The organism is Citrobacter sp. Cpo071, assembly GCF_030332765.1.
Lineage (GTDB): Bacteria > Pseudomonadota > Gammaproteobacteria > Enterobacterales > Enterobacteriaceae > Citrobacter > Citrobacter portucalensis.
This window is the reverse complement of record NZ_JAOWHE010000075.1, coordinates 1-18,043: the sequence shown is the minus strand read 5'-3', so window position 1 is coordinate 18,043 and position 18,043 is coordinate 1. Positions and strand designations below refer to the sequence as shown.

17 protein-coding genes and 3 pseudogenes are annotated in these 18,043 nt (G+C 43.4%); 16 read left to right on the top strand and 4 right to left on the bottom strand.

Annotated features, from left to right (window positions below; genetic code table 11):
- From OGY09_RS07345 to OGY09_RS07310, 8 genes are all read left to right on the top strand, one after another.
- Entirely contained in the window at window positions 1–2,520 is a 2,520-nt protein-coding gene (locus OGY09_RS07345) for a fimbria/pilus outer membrane usher protein (RefSeq protein WP_502873205.1), read from the top strand.
- 102 nt (window positions 2,521–2,622) lie between these two features.
- Window positions 2,623–3,354, top strand: a complete 732-nt coding sequence (locus OGY09_RS07340) for a fimbrial biogenesis chaperone (RefSeq protein ID WP_286590169.1) — start codon at window positions 2,623–2,625, stop codon at window positions 3,352–3,354.
- Window positions 3,355–3,382: 28 nt separating this feature from the next.
- Complete coding sequence (locus OGY09_RS07335; RefSeq protein ID WP_187260295.1) at window positions 3,383–3,937, top strand: pilus-assembly fibrillin subunit; 555 nt, start codon at window positions 3,383–3,385, stop codon at window positions 3,935–3,937.
- A 26-nt stretch (window positions 3,938–3,963) separates the two neighbouring features.
- Window positions 3,964–4,518 carry a fimbrial protein gene (locus OGY09_RS07330; protein ID WP_286590168.1) on the top strand — a complete coding sequence of 185 codons (555 nt, stop codon included), beginning with the start codon at window positions 3,964–3,966 and terminating at the stop codon, window positions 4,516–4,518.
- Window positions 4,511–5,740, top strand: coding sequence for an FKBP-type peptidyl-prolyl cis-trans isomerase (locus OGY09_RS07325; protein WP_286590167.1), 1,230 nt, complete (start codon window positions 4,511–4,513; stop codon window positions 5,738–5,740). Before OGY09_RS07330 ends, OGY09_RS07325 begins: the two co-directional genes overlap by 8 nt.
- A gap of 34 nt (window positions 5,741–5,774) precedes the next feature.
- Entirely contained in the window at window positions 5,775–6,326 is a 552-nt protein-coding gene (locus OGY09_RS07320; RefSeq protein WP_286590166.1) for a fimbrial protein, read from the top strand.
- A 44-nt stretch (window positions 6,327–6,370) separates the two neighbouring features.
- Window positions 6,371–6,766 (top strand): YuaE family lipoprotein, encoded by a 396-nt coding sequence (locus OGY09_RS07315; protein ID WP_286590165.1) that lies wholly within the window; start codon window positions 6,371–6,373, stop codon window positions 6,764–6,766.
- Between the two features lie 210 nt (window positions 6,767–6,976).
- A complete protein-coding gene (locus tag OGY09_RS07310) occupies window positions 6,977–7,864 on the top strand; it encodes a hypothetical protein (RefSeq protein WP_286590164.1) in 888 nt (295 codons plus the stop codon).
- A 331-nt stretch (window positions 7,865–8,195) separates the two neighbouring features.
- Here OGY09_RS07310 and OGY09_RS25255 read toward each other — a convergent pair whose 3' ends face one another.
- Complete coding sequence (locus OGY09_RS25255; protein WP_353622466.1) at window positions 8,196–8,405, bottom strand: LuxR C-terminal-related transcriptional regulator; 210 nt, start codon at window positions 8,403–8,405, stop codon at window positions 8,196–8,198.
- 896 nt (window positions 8,406–9,301) lie between these two features.
- Between OGY09_RS25255 and OGY09_RS07305 the strand changes: the two are divergent.
- The 4 genes and pseudogenes from OGY09_RS07305 to OGY09_RS07290 form a co-directional block, all read left to right on the top strand.
- Window positions 9,302–9,534: pseudogene (locus OGY09_RS07305) on the top strand (TolC family protein); the annotation flags it as partial.
- Window positions 9,535–9,629: 95 nt separating this feature from the next.
- A complete protein-coding gene (locus OGY09_RS07300) occupies window positions 9,630–9,929 on the top strand; it encodes a hypothetical protein (RefSeq protein WP_286590163.1) in 300 nt (99 codons plus the stop codon).
- A gap of 174 nt (window positions 9,930–10,103) precedes the next feature.
- A pseudogene (locus tag OGY09_RS07295) lies at window positions 10,104–10,699 on the top strand (ISNCY family transposase); the annotation flags it as partial.
- Between the two features lie 225 nt (window positions 10,700–10,924).
- A complete protein-coding gene (locus tag OGY09_RS07290) occupies window positions 10,925–11,194 on the top strand; it encodes a PapB/FocB family fimbrial expression transcriptional regulator (protein WP_502873204.1) in 270 nt (89 codons plus the stop codon).
- A 216-nt stretch (window positions 11,195–11,410) separates the two neighbouring features.
- Here OGY09_RS07290 and OGY09_RS07285 read toward each other — a convergent pair whose 3' ends face one another.
- Window positions 11,411–11,677: a hypothetical protein gene (locus OGY09_RS07285; RefSeq protein ID WP_286590161.1), complete on the bottom strand. Its 267-nt coding sequence runs from the start codon at window positions 11,675–11,677 to the stop codon at window positions 11,411–11,413.
- A 1,165-nt stretch (window positions 11,678–12,842) separates the two neighbouring features.
- On the bottom strand, window positions 12,843–13,694 hold the full coding sequence (locus OGY09_RS07280) for a helix-turn-helix domain-containing protein (RefSeq protein ID WP_286590159.1): 852 nt from the start codon (window positions 13,692–13,694) through the stop codon (window positions 12,843–12,845).
- A 927-nt stretch (window positions 13,695–14,621) separates the two neighbouring features.
- Here OGY09_RS07280 and OGY09_RS07275 point away from each other — a divergent pair.
- The gene (locus OGY09_RS07275) at window positions 14,622–15,362 is read left to right on the top strand and encodes a tyrosine-type recombinase/integrase (RefSeq protein WP_286590157.1); all 741 of its coding nucleotides are present in this window, start codon (window positions 14,622–14,624) and stop codon (window positions 15,360–15,362) included.
- Between the two features lie 321 nt (window positions 15,363–15,683).
- On the opposite strand, the gene OGY09_RS07270 is transcribed toward OGY09_RS07275, so the two are convergent.
- Window positions 15,684–16,433, bottom strand: a complete 750-nt coding sequence (locus tag OGY09_RS07270; protein ID WP_502873203.1) for a RepB family plasmid replication initiator protein — start codon at window positions 16,431–16,433, stop codon at window positions 15,684–15,686.
- Here OGY09_RS07270 and OGY09_RS25400 point away from each other — a divergent pair.
- The 3 genes and pseudogenes from OGY09_RS25400 to OGY09_RS07260 form a co-directional block, all read left to right on the top strand.
- Window positions 16,417–16,725, top strand: coding sequence for a hypothetical protein (locus tag OGY09_RS25400; RefSeq protein ID WP_502873202.1), 309 nt, complete (start codon window positions 16,417–16,419; stop codon window positions 16,723–16,725). The two genes, OGY09_RS07270 and OGY09_RS25400, sit on opposite strands and share 17 nt — an antisense overlap.
- A gap of 801 nt (window positions 16,726–17,526) precedes the next feature.
- Entirely contained in the window at window positions 17,527–17,796 is a 270-nt protein-coding gene (locus OGY09_RS07265) for a type II toxin-antitoxin system TacA family antitoxin (protein ID WP_286590154.1), read from the top strand.
- Between the two features lie 3 nt (window positions 17,797–17,799).
- Window positions 17,800–18,043, top strand: a pseudogene (locus OGY09_RS07260) (N-acetyltransferase); the annotation flags it as partial.

Genomic DNA, 18,043 nt, shown 5'->3' with positions numbered 1-18,043 from the left:
ATGATGATAAATAAAAAAAATTTCTTTAATAAGAGTCGATTGGCAATATCTGTATTTTTAATTATATCCGGAAGTCAGGCCCAGGCTGTGGATTTTAATACTGACGTACTGGATGCTGCCGACAAAAACAATATAGACATATCCCGTTTTTCGCAAGTTGGCTATATTATGCCTGGCCAGTATCAGATGATGGTGATGGTGAATGACCAGACAATTTCACCTTCTGCATTTTCTGTATCCATACTGGAACCATCCGGCATCGCAATACCGGAAGGAAATAAACCGTTGCCTCGTGCCTGCCTGACCAAAGAAATGGTCGATAAGATGGGGCTGACAACTGCTTCCAGGGAAAAAGTATCGTTCAGTACAAGTGATCACTGCGCCAATTTAAGTGCCTTGCCAGGAGTGGAAATTCGGGCAAACCCGGCAGAAGGTGTTTTATATATAAATGTACCTCAGGCATGGCTGGAATATTCTGATACATCGTGGCTTCCCCCCTCACGCTGGGATAACGGTATCCCAGGGCTGTTATTTGATTACAACATTAATGGTAGCGTGAATAAGCCTCACGCAGGGAAACAGTCACAGTATATCAGCTATAACGGGACTACCGGCGCAAATATTGGAGACTGGCGTTTTCGGGCTGATTACCAGGGAAACATTGAGCACACCACAGGGACAGGTTCAGGAACAGACAGACAGTTCGACTGGAGTCGTTTCTATTTGTACCGGGCTATTCCACGCTGGCAGTCAAATCTGAAACTGGGTGAAAACTACATCAATTCAGAAATCTTCAGCACATGGCGTTATACCGGAGCAAGCCTGGAAAGTGATGACAGAATGCTGCCGCCGAAGCTGCGCGGTTATGCACCACAAGTATCAGGAATTGCGGATACCAACGCCCGTGTAGTGATTTCACAACAGGGACGTATTATTTACGACTCAACCGTTCCGGCAGGACCATTTACTATTCAAGATTTGGACAGTTCCGTTCGCGGACGTCTGGATGTTGAAATTATTGAACAAAACGGACAAAAGAAAACCTTTCAGGTCGACACCGCTTATGTCCCGTATCTGACTCGTCCAGGGCAGATTCGCTACAAACTGGTCAGCGGTCGGTCGCGAACCTGGGAACACAAAACAGAGGGGCCGGTTTTTGCCGGTGGTGAAATGTCCTGGGGTATCAGCAACCGCTGGTCTCTGTACGGCGGCGGTATTTTTGCCGGGGATTATAAAGCATTTGCCGTAGGGTTGGGGCGTGATTTGATGAAGTTAGGGACACTGTCTGCTGACGTCACGCAGTCGGCAGCCCAGTTTAATAACAAAGGCGACCGACAGGGAAAGTCCTGGCGTTTGAGTTATTCCAAACGTTTCGATGAAGCTGATGCGGATATTACTTTTGCTGGATACCGTTTTTCAGAACGCAATTACATGACGATGCAACAGTATCTGGATGCACGTTACAGGAATGATTTCACCGGGCGTGAGAAGGAACTGTACACGATTTCTATAAATAAACATTTTGAAGACTGGCAAACTTCGGTTGGCCTTCAGTACCAGCACCTGACTTACTGGGATCGTGGAGAGTCAGATTATTACACTTTGTCCATTAACCGCTATTTCGATGCCTTTGGCCTGCATAACATTTCTGCTGGTCTGACGGCGTCTCGTTCGAAATATCAGGAAAAGGATAATGACTCGTTATTTTTGCTCTTCTCCATACCGCTGGATTCGGGAACGCTTAGCTACAGTGGCAGCATGAGTAATGATCGGTATACACAGATGGCCGGATACAGTGACACATTCAATAACGGACTGGACAGCTACAACGTGAATGCAGGTGTAAACCATGGTGGCAGCGAGCGTAGTCAGGGGCAGATGAGTGGGTATTACAGTCATAGCAGCCCGGTAGCAAACCTGTCAGCCAACTTCTCGTCGCTGCAGAATGGTTACACCTCATATGGCATCACTGCGTCAGGTGGGGCGACTGTGACCGCCGAAGGCGCTGCACTGCATGCAGGAGGACTGAATGGGGGGACCCGGTTACAGGTTGATACTGACGGTATAAGTGGCGTACCTGTCGATGGTGGGCGGGTTCTGACAAATGACTGGGGAATAGGCGTGGTGACAGATGTCAGCAGTTACTACCGTAATACTACAAAGGTTGACCTGAATAATTTACCCGATGATATGGAAGCGACCCGTTCTGTAGTTGAGTCAGTTCTGACTGAAGGGGCAATTGGATATCGGAAATTCGAAGTACTGAAAGGTGCCCGTCTGTTTGCTGTTCTGCGTCTGGCTGATGGCAGCTATCCTCCATTCGGTTCCTCTGTGACAAACCGGAAAGGGCGGGAGTTGGGGATGGTGGGTGACAGTGGACTGACGTGGCTCAGTGGAGTGACTGAAGGTGAATCCCTCAATGTGAACTGGGATAGTCGGGCAAAATGTATGGTGGGTATTCCTCAAAAACTGGATACGACTAAGCAACTGTTACTTCCCTGCCGTCAGATGACGCGTTAAGCAGAAATTCTCTCTCAGAACGAAATGTTGGAAAAGCTGACATTAGAGCGAGTGAACTCCCTGGAAAAGGGAGGCAGACAAACAATTTCAGGAGCAAGAAACATGGTGACACTGAAACCAGTCATGAGAAAAACACTAATAGCAGTTGCAAGCTTAAGTGCAGTTCCGGTAGCACAGGCTGCTATATCTCTTGACCGGACCCGGGCGATTTTTGACGGTGCCGATAAGTCGATGATGCTGAATATAGTCAACGATAATAAACAACTACCCTACCTAGCACAGGCATGGCTGGAAAATGCCGCACAGGAAAAGATTACTGTGGGTCCACTGGTTGTAACACCACCGGTACAACGACTGGAACCAGGATCACAAAGTATGGTGCGGGTGGCATCAACGCCCGATATCAACAAGCTACCACAGGACCGGGAGTCACTTTTTTACTTCAACCTGCGAGAAATTCCACCCAAAAGTGACAAGGTCAACGTACTGCAAATTGCTTTGCAGACAAAAATTAAATTGTTTTATCGTCCCGCCAGTATTCAGGCAAAACCAAACTCATTATGGCAGGAGAAATTGGTACTGAATAAAACATCCGGCGGCTGGCGGATTGAAAATCCGACACCATATTACGTGACAGTAATAGGTCTGGGAGGAACGGAGAAAGAAGCAAAGGAGGGTAAGTTTGATGCGGTGATGCTTGAGCCAAAGTCAGAACAGACGGTAAAAGCCAGCAGTTATGGTACCCCCTGGCTGAGCTATATCAATGATTATGGTGGGCGTCCAGCTCTGCAGTTTCAGTGTTCAGGCAGTCGCTGTACGGCGATTAAGAAATAACACACCAGGGCCGCGTGAGGAATGAAGAATGAAGAAAGTGACAATAGCACTTAGTCTGATGGCTTTGGTACTCAGTGTGGCGATGAACAACGTACTGCATGCCGGAGATGTATCAGAACAGGATAAGTTTTATCTGGCAGACGAGCATCTCGGGCATACGGGGAAACTGAGTGTGCGTGGCGCACTGCTGTCATCTCCCTGCACGCTGACAACAAATGAGCTGAAAATGCCTTTTAAGAATGAAAGCCAGGGGAGAACAGCTCGTTATCACTTACAGATAATGCTGACCGGATGTGGTGATGGTGAGGATGTAACTTCCGTATTTAGTCCCGCAGGTCGCTCTTCTGTAATGGTTGTATACAGCGCGTTGCTGAGTGGTGTGGAAGGCGGAGTACTTCACCCCAACCAGAGGATGCTGGGAGCAGGAAGGGCTACGTTGCATGGGGGCTCTTCGGCGATAACCTGGTATCTGACAGAGAGTCAGCAGATGGCACTGCAACGGGCAACCAGCGGGCAGGTCAGAGCGCCTTTTAACAATATGAAATCCGGTTCGCTTCTTAGGTTACGGATGGATTATGAATAGGGGCAACAAGGAATAATACACAACTGATGAAATATATTTATGCAGTATTTTTAATTGCAATAGCATTGATGATCATTTCCTGCCAGGCTCGGGCAGTAAGGGTAGATTTCGATGGTGAACTAATTGACAAGTCCTGTCAGTTGGCACCGGAAAGCCTTCAGCAGGATGTGGAATTTCAGAAGTTCTCAGCCAGTTACTTCTGGACAGCGCCAGCCCGCAGTCCGGTGGAAAAGTTCACTATCCGTCTGACGGAATGCAACACATCCTCAGTCTGGAAAGTGGTCAAAATTAAATTTAACGGTACACCAGAAAATAATATGACTGGCAAGTCAAACTATTATATCAGTGTTAAGGGTGATAATGCTGGAAAACTGGCGATAGGCCTGCAGGACTCAGATGGAAAAACAGCTCTGAAACTGGGAGAGGCTCAGAACAACGGACAGGGAACACAGATAGATGGCAGGGATATCCTGTTGACGTTTGGTGCATTTGTTCAGGCAACGCCGGATGCTATTACGAACAAAAGTGTGCAACCAGGGACGTATACCTCTGCCGCTAATTTTGAGCTGACCTATGAATAAGCCGGAACATGTATTTTTAAAAATATTGCACAGTGCTTCTCTGTTATTTCTCCTGGGGCTGATCATGGCCATTCTTCTGCTGTTCAGTTGCAGGTCAGCCATAGCTGCTGAAAATGCTTCCCAGTTACCAGGAGTGCTTGAGTACGCACGTAAATATGGAGAGGAAAAGCAGAAAGCTGATGTGCAACACGAAGGAGGAAAAAATTTCAAACATCCTCCACAGACAATAAAAAAAAGAAATGTCATACCTACAGCAGAGAGCGAATTAAGACGTAAATTGCGTCAACAGGAAGTGATACTGGATCAAATCCGTCAGGAAAATCATCAGTTACGCCTGAAGTTTAAAGAAAGTTCTGACGTCGATACCAGTCATGAGCAACAGAAAAAAAATCTATTGAAAAAACAGGTTGTTACTCTCAGTTCTGAACTGAAAAAGTTACGGGAAAATATTAAGTCCGGGCAGGAGGAGCAAGCCCGGCTGGAAACTTTGCTGGCTGGAATGCCACTTGTTAAACCAGATGAACTGAAGAGTCCGGAGGCCAGACAGGACTATGCGGCAGGTATTATGACAGGTCGCGATCTACTCATTATGCAGGAGGGGCAAGAACTACTGGGACTGAAGACTGATAACCGTCTGCTGTTAGCAGGGTTGCGCGATGCCCTGAATAAACAGATACAGATAAATCCAGCAATTCTCGAGGAAGCACTGGCGGCAGCTGAATCCCGAACTCGTATGGCTCGGGAGAAAATTATACTCACTCAGAAGGCTGCCGGGGAAAAATATCTTGCGAAGTTTCGAAAAGAGAAAGGTATTCACAAGGATGAAAGTGGCTTCTGGTACCGGATGAATTATGTCGGTGACGGAGAAGTCATCAGAGGAGATAACTCTCGTGTTGAAGTCGTGGTCACGGAAAAACTGACAGACGGTAGTGTGGTGGAAGATATGGATGCCTCAGGCCGCAGCCTGGTTATGAAACTGGGTGATTATCCTCCTCTGTTCCGTCGTGCACTTGAGAGGATGAAGAACCATGCAACAATGACTCTGGTTGCCCCTTCTGAACTGGCTTACGGCGATGAAGGTTATCCTCCCAAAGTTCCTCCGGGAGCAACAATGGTCTATACCCTTCGCGTTGAAAGTGTGACTTTGCAAGAAAAGACTGATTCCGTACAAGTAGCTTCTGAAAAAAAGTCAGAAAACAATTCGGCGGGCGCAAAAAAATGAATGCGGTAGAAATGGAAATAAATATAGGAGGGGTATGAACATCCTGTTTAGAGTTGTCGGCCTGATTGTGCTTGTCTGCGGGGACGCTGGTAGCGTTTATGCTGATGAAGTAACCGTAAGTATAGAAGGGAATATATATATTCCACCCTGTAAAATAAATGACGATGCTGTAGTTAATGTGTCGTTCGACAAAATATCTCTTCAGAAAGTGGATGGTGTGCAATCTGCAGTGATTAGAACCCTGAATTTGACTTGCACATCTTATCAGGGGACACCTTATATCGTGGTCTCGGGCAATGCAATGGGCAACGTAGCGGATAATAACGTGCTGGATACCACAGGTGAAAATGCGGGACGCCTCGGAATTGCGCTGTACCAGGGAAGTGGAGTGGACACTTCGTTCCCACTAAAAATTGGCGTGGGTGGCTATAAAGGTGTATTCGGTTATCCTGTCGCCAGGGGATTGACGGGAAATGGTGCCAGTGGTCAGTTTACCTTCACCGCAGTACCATGGAAAGGAAATAATACAGTTTTGCAGGCCAAAAAATTCTCGGCCACGATGACGATGAGTATAAGTTATCTCTGAGAGGTCAGAGATGATAACTAACGCCTGATGGTGGGGAATAAATAATGGTAAAAGCTAAGTTATTGCTGGTAGTTATGATTGTGATGATAGTTTCAGGATGTTCTTTCAGAGATAAAAAAACAATAATAACTGACAATAATAAACTGTCGATTGAAACCAGCGTGGCGTCTGACACTATGGATGATGCCGTCCGAATGGAGCGTTGTCGACGCGAACTGGAAGCATTGAAGAAAATTAACGGTACAGTATATGCAACGCGACAGCAGGAATTTGATGCTTTGATGTCCGGGGCTGGTATTTATACAGGTGTGAGAGAGGATGTATCCAGTTACACCCAACAGGCTATTGACGCATATTATCGTTATCATGCGGATAAACTATGCGCAAATATCTCAATAGATGTATTGAGTAACCTATCCAGAAATAAGAACCTGAGGTAAAAAATAACTCAGCATAACACATTAGGTGTGCAGTAACTCCCGGCCAGGTTTAACTGTTTTTTTGATATGATGTCATTTTGCATCCGTATTTTTTGAAGGGAAAGCCCACACCATAAATGGTTGCTTAAAATATTTAATAAAATCTTTGAGGGTATCATGATTAAACCTTGTTTTTTTTTCATATTGTTCATCTCTTTTAAAGGAGATGCCATGCAATGTTTATTGGATGGAGTAGAGACCAGGAAAAAAAAGGAAGATATAGGTAACATAAACATTGAAACTATTGATGGGTTTTATAAAGGAAGTGTTAATGGTAATATTGGCTCTGTAGGTTCTATAAAATGTGAAAAACCGAAGCCACAAACACATGGAAGAAATATAAGAATCGAATCAGTGAAAAGCCATGGTAATATATGCTTTACCGGTCGTTCCAGTGTTAGAAAGGGTAGTGGAACTGTAGAAACAAGGGACTGGAACAGCAATATAAGTAAAGAGCATACTGTCTTTAAGACAGAAAGAGGAGAATTAACTTATAGGCACACTGGTACTAATTACACATTAACAGCATGTGATCCTGCTAAAAAAATCATCCAAGGGTCATATGAGTTTGATGTAATGTTATTTTCATGGCAAAGGGTAGGTGGAGTAAAAGGGTATATCAATTACAGGTTAAAAGTAAACGTTAAAGACAAAGAAAATAAAGCAGTCTGTAATATATCAAATAAAGGAAACGCAAGAATGTTATATGGGGAACTATCAGCGGGAACAGGAGAGCATCAGAAGCATTATGATGCTCAAATATCATGCAACATGATTACTTCCTTTTCGTATAAATTACGAGGTGCGACACCTCAGATAAACACACTCCCATCTGTAATAAATAATGATACATATCTTGGAGTTGGGTTGGGGGTCATTAATGGTACCTTATGGGTATCTACGGTAAATAATTCACCGCTGAAGCTTTCTGGACGATTAAACTCAGCAGATACTGGTTACCTCCGGATTAACTCGAAAGTCAATACGGCACCTCGCAATATTAAAGATACCGGAGGGGGATTTGCGGGCAGTGCTATTCTCGAAATTACTGCTGATTAAGATGAACTAAAATAAGTACTTGCGAAATTTTGTTATGGCTATAGTATATGTCCCCCTCTCCTTTTTATACCCCCTGAACCGGGAGAGGGAGCACATATTACCTATGGAATTTATTTATCCTTATTAATTTCATTGAGTTTAAGGTTGAGATGCTCTTCAAGCGTGTTGTATATTTGTTTCAGGTTTTCACCAAGTTGTCTGGGATGATTTATCCCATATGGTTTTATAGAGTAAATAGTCCTTAAAAGCAGCATGCTCTCCTTAAATAAAAATAGAACCTTGTCTTCTGGTGACATATTTTTACCCTAAAACTTTAGACGAACATTCATTATCAGCTATCACGTATCCGATTATTAACCAACTTCCAAAAAAAATAAAGTTCATGCTTTGTCCTTAAATTATATCGGGTCATGACATAACGTTTGTGAGAATAAATGGTTGACTTACTGATCATTAACTCATTCGATATGTCATTAACTGATTGCCCATTAAAAAATCTGGATAAGATATTTAGTTGTTGTGGGGAGAAATAGTTTCTCATACAAGAATCACAATTATTTCTTTGGTAAGAGCTAGTTTGTGAAGTTAAACAATTCACTACTAAGTTATAAAAATGCAATACGGCTATATCATTCGATATCAGCATGATAGTATTCAAGCATGATGGCAATGCTCTTATATTTAAATTTTCAGACTTATCTGTCATGCAAATAACTTTGGGATTATACTGTTTATTTTGACACAAAAAGGATGCTACTTTATTGAGTAGCACGAAAGAACAAATTATCAGAGAGGCTTTTGCAAAGTTTTCAGGATTAACTGAATCCAAAAACCTTACACCGCTTAACCTTCCTTTGAATAAGGAGTAAATTCCTGTGCGATTGTAGAGGTTATCGTCAAAGACAATTATGTATTTCATTTAACACTCTTACCATTTATGATTGTCATATCATTTCAATATATATATATAACCCCCTCATATGCAAATGAATAAATCAAACCGACACGCGATGTAATTGATAAAAAAGAAATACAAGGTAAACTGAAGAAACAACAAAAAAATAAAAACATTCAAGTGCGAATCTATAGGCTACGCCTTGTAATTATCTGAAACAATGTGTTTTACATGATGTTTTGTAAAAACAAAAAATTAAAAGAAAAATCCGTTTTAATGAAATTTCAGTAATTTTATAGTCTTTCTTTCCACATGATTTAAGTAGCGGAGGTTAAATAATCTGTTTTATTTTAAGACTTTTTCTTAATATCCACTTCGCCCTTAAGGATATTGACTCCAGCTGCGTCTATGCTCTGATCCAACATCGAACAACCACGCCCTCAATACAAAAAACTGGCTGTGCTTTTTAATTCACTTTTGCCAGAGAGAATACTTTGGCCTCGCCATAAAAAATGGCACCTTATTCTGTTAGGCATCCAACTATCTCAGAAGTGACACGCCGTCAGCAGTACCGCAGTTACTCCAGTTTGGTAACGTTCATCCAGCCATTGTTCGCTATGCGCAATATAAAGGGAGTATCGCCCAGAAGATGATGTCGGATGAACGCTATCGCGGCAAGCTGCTTGACCTCGCAGTTCGGGTGATTAGCACCTATATCGATGTTGCCTATTCTAAAGACCAAATCACTCTGACAGAGTCGCAAAAAACGACGTACATAATGTATTTTTTTGGGAGTAAACCACGATATGTGGCGATAAAGAGCTGAGGAAAAATAAACGCTAACATACTTATGTTGCTACCGATGCGATAATGCAGGGCTTTCTACATAATGAGGCCCAAAGTGTGCATGCAATATATACACGTAAGATAGCGCAAAAAGTAGAGAAAGAGTTTATCAAGAAGGTTAAAACCGATCCAGTCAAAAAAACATCAAAAAGACAATGGGCTTTTGGTAATTTAACATATGCAGTGTCATCTATTTTCGCCTCAATTTTTGTGATTGTTTTATGTGTTGGTGGTACATCACTATTTTCAGGGAAAGAAAAACGTGACACGTTGTTCGAAGCGGGAACAGAAGAAGCCAAGAATATGATGAAAGGTGAGTTGTAGATAAATACAATGATATAATGGAAAAGAAAAATATTAATCCAACTCAAAATAGTGAATCTAAACTTGAAGAAAAGTAAAACGTACACGAAGAGCTTAAATTATGACGTATTGAACTATCAATGCATGGATGCTATACGGGAAGTAAAGGACCTTCGTAGGAAATTTAACATAAGCAAGCTGCGGCCGCCGCGTGTACATCAGCCGCGTCCGCGTCGGGCCAGCACCGGAGAACTCATCCAGATTGATGGCTGTGAGCATCACTGGTTCCAGGATCGTGGTCCGGCGTGCACACTGCTCGTTTACGTTGATGATGCAACGAGCCGGCTGATGCAGTTTCTGTTCGTCAGTTCTGAGTCCACTTTCACCTATTTTGAAGCCACCCGGGGCTATCTGGAGCGTTACGGTAAGCCTCTGGCGTTCTACAGCGACAAGGCCAGCGTCTTCAGGATCAACAACAAGCAGGCCACTGGCGGAAATGGCCAGACTCAGTTCGGCCGTGCCATGAACGAGCTTAACATCACCGGTATCTGTGGCAATACCAGTTCAGCCAAGGGCCGTGTTGAGCGGCTCACCTGACGTTGCAGGACCGCCTCGTCAAGGAGCTGCGGCTCCGTGGTATCAGTACACCTGAGGTCGCAAACGCCTTTGCCGAAGAGTTCATGGCTGACTACAACCGCCGGTTTGCGAAGCCGCCACGCCACGATTTCGATGTTCACCGTCCGCTTGATAATAATGAAAATCTGGCGGCAACATTCACCTTGCGTGAACAATTATATAACATAGAATTATGGATTATTTTTCGCAAAATGAAACATTTTTTTTAGAAAGTGTAATAGAATATCATTAATGAAAAATTTCCACGTTCATTTTGGAATTTAATTTCAATATTTAAATGTTGTCCTTACGCACCTTGTAAAGGAAAGGGATATTGTAATGTTTATGTAATTTTATTTAATGCTAATTCATATTCGATATATACATAAGAAGGAACTTTAGTGTACAGTGAAAAATCGACTCATTACACCGGTGGATTATTTTGCCAGGGCAAAGTTAATAAAGAAATGTTTTTTGTTTTAATTGACATTTCATCAATCAGAAGTGAAAAGGTAATTAATGCATTAACTGATTTTTTTGTTTATGGATGCTCAAGAAACACGGTTTGTGAAAAATACAATGTAAATCAGGGTTATCTTTCCATCAAAATCAAGGAGTTACAACTATTGTGGCGAAAAATTAAGGATATAATTCCATATTATCTGAGTTAATATCATATGGAGGAATACTCAAAATAAGATTACCTCCATATATTACTAACATCTTATAATGGGGGAGCCAAACGTCAAGAAGTTAGTTTTTATAACCTATTAGGCCAAGGATATGCAGTACATTCAGGCTGTCTGTTAAAACTTACACAGGGTACTAATCGAAAAGTCATCATCTGGTATTAGATATATCATTATATAAATAACATAGAGTGATCTTCAGAAAACAACGCTGAACCTGGCATGGATATTACCCTCCAGTGATGCGCCTTGATGTGGAGGAATTTGTCCCCGTGCCTGACCTTCAGGCACCTGCAGAGGATACTCTCTACGGGGATTAATTTTTCCTGCAGAAAGATAACCTACTGAATACCTTTCTTCTTTGTCACTTTCCTGAAGGATGGTATTCCCTCCTTTACCTGTAGATCCAGGTAAAAATAAACTTCCCAGTATAATGCAGACCGACACTACTGCAGAAACAAGCATAGAGATTATCATGTTTACGACGTTTTTTTTCCACATTATTATTTATCTCAGCCTTACATCTAACACAACGATTAAAATCATATATAATATGTTCCCGTAAATCATCATAATAAAAAAGACACTATGAATCACTCTGAAATTTTATCGAAATATTATGTAATGGTTTGTTAAGACTGTCAGAATAAACACACCAAGGTGATTTCCTCAACAAATAGAGAAAAGTCATTGTTAAACTAACTGCATTAATAATACAAATAATTAACAAAAAACCATGATTTGAACCAAGATAAACTTGGTGTTTTTTTTTGCAAATGGGTATTAACTAAGTCTTCACTGGTGGCTATAGAATTATTTATTCTATTTGTAAGCATATGATGAAAGCACTTAAAACACATAAAAATCAGAATAATGTAAACTCCATCTTAACTTGTAAGGAGTAAAGTACTTCAGCCCATGTTCTCTGGATTGGGAAAATAATTCGGAATGATTCAAAACCTCTGTCAACCTTGAGGCAATGAGTAACATCCTCAGGATAAGTAACATCTGACTGATACTGGAGGACGGTCATTCTTCTCTTTCTGTAGAAATCAGTAAGTTCATCTCCACTTTATGAGATAGAGATTATCCTTGTCTGGGTGGTAACTGTGCGCCTTCATCGGACACCATGGTACAGACCTGCGAGGTTAGATTTGACAGAACATAGACGGAGAAGGCAGACGCCGGAAGAGCCGAGAACAGGTACTATTTTTACTGTAAAACTGCGACCAGTATTACTTGACCACTACATCAGCCAGGTTAAAGAAAAAATATACACGTAGTCTGTCAAGTTCATGCCTGTACGTTGCTGGCCCCCTGTTCTTCAGAGCAGGGGGCCACAAACATATATTTTAAATGCTGTTAACTAAGCCAAAAGGCCTTACCTCAAAGTTCATGGTTAGGAGATTGAATCGCTTCTTTAGAGAGCGCTTGACCATGAACAATAGCACGCATTATACGAATGAGGACGCAGATCTGCGTGAGTTTACGTGTGAAAATGACCGTGTAGTGCCATTTTTAACCTGAAACCCATTTTTCTAGCGCACTGAACCATAAATCCTGTTTGCAGCCATCGTTTTTTCGCCATCCCATGAAGCCTTTCAATCACATACTTAATAAAACATAATTTTTATAATAATTGTATTTTAGTCATTACCACAGGAATATAGACAGTAAAATCATAACCATTAATGCTAATATTTCTCTTAAAAGTTGTTATGTATTGTCTATCTTCAAAAATGATATTATTCTCAGCCATTAATTTTATATGATAAAACCGTGTATAATATACATAATCATTCCAGCTACCTGAAAACTCATAATAAATATAATCACCGCCAGGTACCATTACTGATTCTTTTTGTGCTGCATCTGACAGTATCCCAACTGTTAATATTGCAACTATATTTTTGTTTCTGCTGTCAAATAATGTTGCACACTTATCCGTGCGACATGTCATGTATACCTCATTTATCCCTGCTGATAAAATTTCCTCCACAGTTGAAAAGCAAGTGTTAAGAACCTCTATGCTGTTTTGCAAATGTTCTTTTATCTTTTTCGTTTCACCCTTTATGTACATGTCGGGCAGGGAGCAATATTTTATCGGAGGCTCATATTTCCCTTTTTTTATCAGAGAGCATTGTAAGGTAGAACAGTCCCAGATTTTATCATAACGATAGCGCGTAGGTGTCTTTCCTGTATATTTTGTAAATGCCCGGGAAAAGTTTTGAGTACTGCTGTAATGAAATAACTCTGCTATCTCAGTTACCGAGATAGATGTATATCTCAATAAAACTGAAATTCGAGTCATTCTTCGACTATACAGGTAGTTACCTAAAGATATTCCATTTTCACGCTTAAACCAGGTCTCTATTGTTTTTCGACAAAAACCGGTTTCACTGACCAGGTCAGTGATCTTTCTCTCAGATTCTATATTGTCCTCGATCCATGAAAGAATATAGTCATCGATTTTCTTTTTCATCTCTTACAGATTTTCCTTAGTTTAATTGATATTGCCAACGATAATGTTTCACTTATCGTAAAATTCCTGGTTGACTATTATAGGGAATGCATCTGGACTTAATGCTAAAAATATCTTATTTTGTTATGACTATTAATATAATAGGATGAAAAATTTATATTTTACATACGGCTATGATGGGTGCTTTTTGCTTTGGCTGGACAGAAATAGCTGATTTTAATATTCTTCACAAACCTGCTTTTTAGTTCAGCATAGGATATTGCTTTCCCGCCAGAGCAGTGGGGGAACTTTTTTACTTAACTTTACATCCATCTTACTCTTCTGAGGTGCAAATCAGATGACTGGTGTCGGCTACCGGCATAGATTACTTTCATAGTGTCTGTTTTTGCTTATCATATGAATATATTGACTCGTCCGGTAACCCTTTCTTGTCATTAAAATACGGGGGTTTTAGACCATAGCAAACGCAATTCCCTTGCATTACGGATGAATTGTTCGAGCCTGTATATTATGGCTGTTATTATCAACCGGTACTCCTCCGCAAATTATATATTAAGTCAGTACCGCGATGCGGGCAGTCACACAGTAGCGTGAAAACTGACGGGGTTACAGGGGTGTACCACGTCAGAATTCACATAGCGCATCCTCATCTTCCCTGCTCTAATTTTTCTTCGATCCTGTTTGTCCTGGCATTACCCCAATTCTCCCAAAAACCGTAAAAGCGCCTGCAGGCCCCGTCGTGACTGGCTTCACCGTGGATCTGAACGGAAAAAGGATCCTTTACGCATTTGGTTTTACCCGCAATAATGCGGGATAAGACAATAAAAGGATCTGCGCGCTGCGATTTATTGTCATGGCAGGATCGGCCGGCCAGGTGCAAAATACCTGTATCCATAAACAGTGCGTGCGCTACGTGAAAAATAACTGATGAACAACGTCATTCCCCTGCAGAATTCACCAGAACGCGTTTCGTTGTTGCCGATCGCCCCGGGCGTTGATTTTGCGACCGCCGTGGCATTACGACGCATGGCCACCTCCACCGGTGCCACCCCGGCCTATCTTCTGGCCCCGGAAGTGAGCGCCCTCCTCTGGTATATGCCCGACCAGCGACATCACATGCTGTTCGCCACGATGTGGAACACCGGCATCCGTATCGGAGAAGCCAGAACGCTGACGCCGGAGTCGTTTGATCTCGACGGCTTAAGGCCGTTTGTGCGGGTGCTGTCTGAAAAAGTCCGCGCGCGACGTGGCCGCCCGCCAAAAGATGAGGTCCGTCTGGTCCCGCTGACAGATATAAGCTATGTCAGGCAGCTGGAGAGCTGGATGGTCACCACCCGTCCCCGCCGGCGTGAACCACTGTGGGCCGTCACCGACGAAACCATGCGGAACTGGCTGAAGCAGGCCGTGAAGCGGGCCGAAGCTGATGGAGTACATTTTTCGATTCCGGTGACGCCCCATACTTTCCGGCACAGCTATATCATGCACATGCTTTATCACCGCCAGCCCAGGAAGGTTATTCAGGCGCTGGCCGGTCACAAGGATCCGCGCTCGATGGAGGTGTATACGCGAGTGTTTGCGCTGGACATGGCGGCCACACTGGCCGTGCCGTTCACCGGTGACGGGCATGACGCCGCGCAGATCCTCCGGACACTCCCCCCTCTGAAGTGACAATGTCACTCACCACAGTTTATATAAGCTGTGGTGAGTAAATCCTCCCTGAGATATGCTGTAGTTAGTGAAATAAACTGTAGCAGGCAACATAAGCTATAGTGAGCAGATTACGATCTATAGGGGCACGGCGGATTCGCTGGGCTCCGGCAGTAACAGGCATGCCATTCTTAAGGGGTTGTGGATCAGGAAGGATGGGTTTCCGGTATGGGCTGGGCTCATCACTGCTTATATAAGCTGTAGTGAGCAGAACACTAATCAAAGACAGTAATATAAGCTGTAGTAAGTAAACCGGGATAGATTACTCACTACAGCTTATGTTCAGCGGGATTTGAAGAGTTTTTCCAGGTCATCAAGGGTGATGCCCAGTTTCTCGAGGAGTTTCAGTTTTTCGGCCATCTCCGGACTGACATCCCCCTGTGCGGCAGGCAGCTGTGGGTTCTCCGCACTCTCATCATGAGGTGGCTTTAACTTGGGCCGGCGGTAGTGAATGCAGAAGAGTTTGGAGCGTCCCCGCTGGATCTCAGTGTAATCCAGATAGCCAATCTCCCGGAGCTGCTCCATGGCACGCCTCACCGTCTGGTTCTGAGAGAACACCGGGGATTTCAGGTTAAGACGGGCCCGAAGACGCGCCAGTGATATCGGCGCCGGATCCCGCGGCAGACTCTCTATAAAGGTATACAGGGCCTGAGCGGACTCCCGGCGCTTCAGGGCATTGATGGCCTTGAGCTGCAGCAGCACTTTCCGGTCAAACTGATACAGTTCAAACAGACGTGGATCGGCCTGCAGCTGGACGATATCCTTTTCCGTATCATAGTAAGCCGACTGCACCAGATGTGTGATGTACTCTTTGGTGTGCTTTTCAGTTGTGCGGGAAAATGAGATCACGGTACCCGCGATACGTTTGAGTGAGGGGCTTATACGTTCACGAAGCTTGCGTGATGACTGACTGGAGGGGATCCCGCAGAGTTTGGCGAACTCGACAAACGGCAGCTCAACTTTATCGCCGATGACTTTATGCCGGGCAAAGGAATGGATCACCCCTACCCAGGTCTTGAAGTCATTATCCATATCCAGCCTGGGGCCGGTGATCTCAACCTTATCAAACCCTTCGGCTCTGGCGAGAGACAGACGCGTCAGTTCTTCCGTCGCATCAGTCCGCGACAGCGTGTTCTTTTTACTGTTTTTCAGTGATTTGAGCGTGGGAACAAACACCCCCAGCCGCATCAGGGCCACAGGCTGTACGGTATTGCTGGCATTGGGCGTGAGGTTAACCACTTCACCGGAGGATTTATCCACCTCTTCAAACAGCTTTTTTATGTCCAGATTGTCCTTGTCCAGAGCGCCTCCGATCGGTGGATAGTTTAAGAATAAAAGCGGCCACTGTTCTTATGTTATGGCCTGTAAAGCGCCAGACAACTGGCTTCAGTTTATGCACAGCCCTGATAAACTTTCAGGGGATATACTCACTGTAGTTTATATCAAAGGCTCATTACAGCATATCCTTTGCATAATACAGCTTATTACATACCAGTTACAGCTTATGATTAACATGCTACAGCTTATGTGATCAGGCTCCAGGCTCAGTATTGACGCGGCTTTCAGAGGTGTCGGGATCTTCTTTGGATCTTACAGGGATCGCTTTAAGGATCTTATGACTGGATCGAATGACTGTATATGTGGATAACCTGCTGACCGACAAGGTCATTCAGACAGTTCTTTAATGATCCCTTTTCATACCGGCAACAGCGCGTACCTGCTCCTGCCAGCATCTGTGTTATTGCGCTTCCTCGCCGGTTCGCGGGCATAAGCCCGGTCACCGGACTGCGGCGAGCACTGATCTATTCATTTCTCAATACAGAGTATGTCAAAACTGCATTTCTCTCAGAGTCATGATACGGAAGTTACATAGTACAGTTTGATTCTGGTTTCTTCTAATCAGAAACCGCAACGGTAATCTGAGCCTGACAGATCAACATCGGGGATCTTTTATCTGTACCTTTATGTGCTGTACCCGGATCCACAGCCAACTAGTGGTTGAAACCTGCATACCATAACTCTATTATATTTGTACGGCATACCTCCGTACACACTAATACTTAAGTCCTGAACTCAACAAAACGATCCGCTCTTTCAGATTAAAGAGTGGCCTGGGAGAAAAACCATGTCAGCACTGAAAAAGCAGCGCATTGACCTGAGATTAAATGAAGACGACAAACACATGATCGAAGAAGCTGCAGCAATGACTAACCAGTCAATTTCGCAGTTCATGGTCAGTACCGCCTCAGCACGCGCTGCAGAAGTTATTGACCAGCACCGTCGTCTGCTCCTCAATGAGGAGTCCTGGAACCTGGTTATGGATGCAATCACTAATCTGCCAGCACCGAATGACCGACTGAAACGCGCCGCTAACCGTCTCCGGGAACTGGAGTAATAAATGGACGGTTTAAGGATTGAGATTTTTTCAGAGGAAGTTGAATATGATTTAAGCAACTTCGATTGTGGAGAAGAGTATCTGAATACTTTTCTCACCGATCATCTGAAACGTCAGCACAACAGTAAGATTTTACGTGGTTATCTGCTCGTGACGAGAGAGGATAAACCACGTGTCATGGGGTACTACACCCTGTCTGGCAGTTGCTTTGAGAAAACACTTCTACCCAGCAAAACACAACAAAAGC

Coding starts and splice junctions, on each gene's coding strand:
- OGY09_RS07300 (WP_286590163.1), top strand. CDS start 9,630: ATGCAGGGCTTTCTACATAATGAGGCCCAAAGTGTGCATGCAATATAT.
- OGY09_RS07280 (WP_286590159.1), bottom strand. CDS start 13,694: ATGAAAAAGAAAATCGATGACTATATTCTTTCATGGATCGAGGACAAT.
- OGY09_RS07265 (WP_286590154.1), top strand. CDS start 17,527: ATGTCAGCACTGAAAAAGCAGCGCATTGACCTGAGATTAAATGAAGAC.
- OGY09_RS07285 (WP_286590161.1), bottom strand. CDS start 11,677: ATGCTTGTTTCTGCAGTAGTGTCGGTCTGCATTATACTGGGAAGTTTA.
- OGY09_RS07315 (WP_286590165.1), top strand. CDS start 6,371: ATGGTAAAAGCTAAGTTATTGCTGGTAGTTATGATTGTGATGATAGTT.
- OGY09_RS07345 (WP_502873205.1), top strand. CDS start 1: ATGATGATAAATAAAAAAAATTTCTTTAATAAGAGTCGATTGGCAATA.
- OGY09_RS25255 (WP_353622466.1), bottom strand. CDS start 8,405: ATGAGAAACTATTTCTCCCCACAACAACTAAATATCTTATCCAGATTT.
- OGY09_RS07275 (WP_286590157.1), top strand. CDS start 14,622: ATGAACAACGTCATTCCCCTGCAGAATTCACCAGAACGCGTTTCGTTG.
- OGY09_RS07340 (WP_286590169.1), top strand. CDS start 2,623: ATGGTGACACTGAAACCAGTCATGAGAAAAACACTAATAGCAGTTGCA.
- OGY09_RS07270 (WP_502873203.1), bottom strand. CDS start 16,433: ATGGATAATGACTTCAAGACCTGGGTAGGGGTGATCCATTCCTTTGCC.
- OGY09_RS07330 (WP_286590168.1), top strand. CDS start 3,964: ATGAAATATATTTATGCAGTATTTTTAATTGCAATAGCATTGATGATC.
- OGY09_RS07325 (WP_286590167.1), top strand. CDS start 4,511: ATGAATAAGCCGGAACATGTATTTTTAAAAATATTGCACAGTGCTTCT.
- OGY09_RS07320 (WP_286590166.1), top strand. CDS start 5,775: ATGAACATCCTGTTTAGAGTTGTCGGCCTGATTGTGCTTGTCTGCGGG.
- OGY09_RS07310 (WP_286590164.1), top strand. CDS start 6,977: ATGCAATGTTTATTGGATGGAGTAGAGACCAGGAAAAAAAAGGAAGAT.
- OGY09_RS07335 (WP_187260295.1), top strand. CDS start 3,383: ATGAAGAAAGTGACAATAGCACTTAGTCTGATGGCTTTGGTACTCAGT.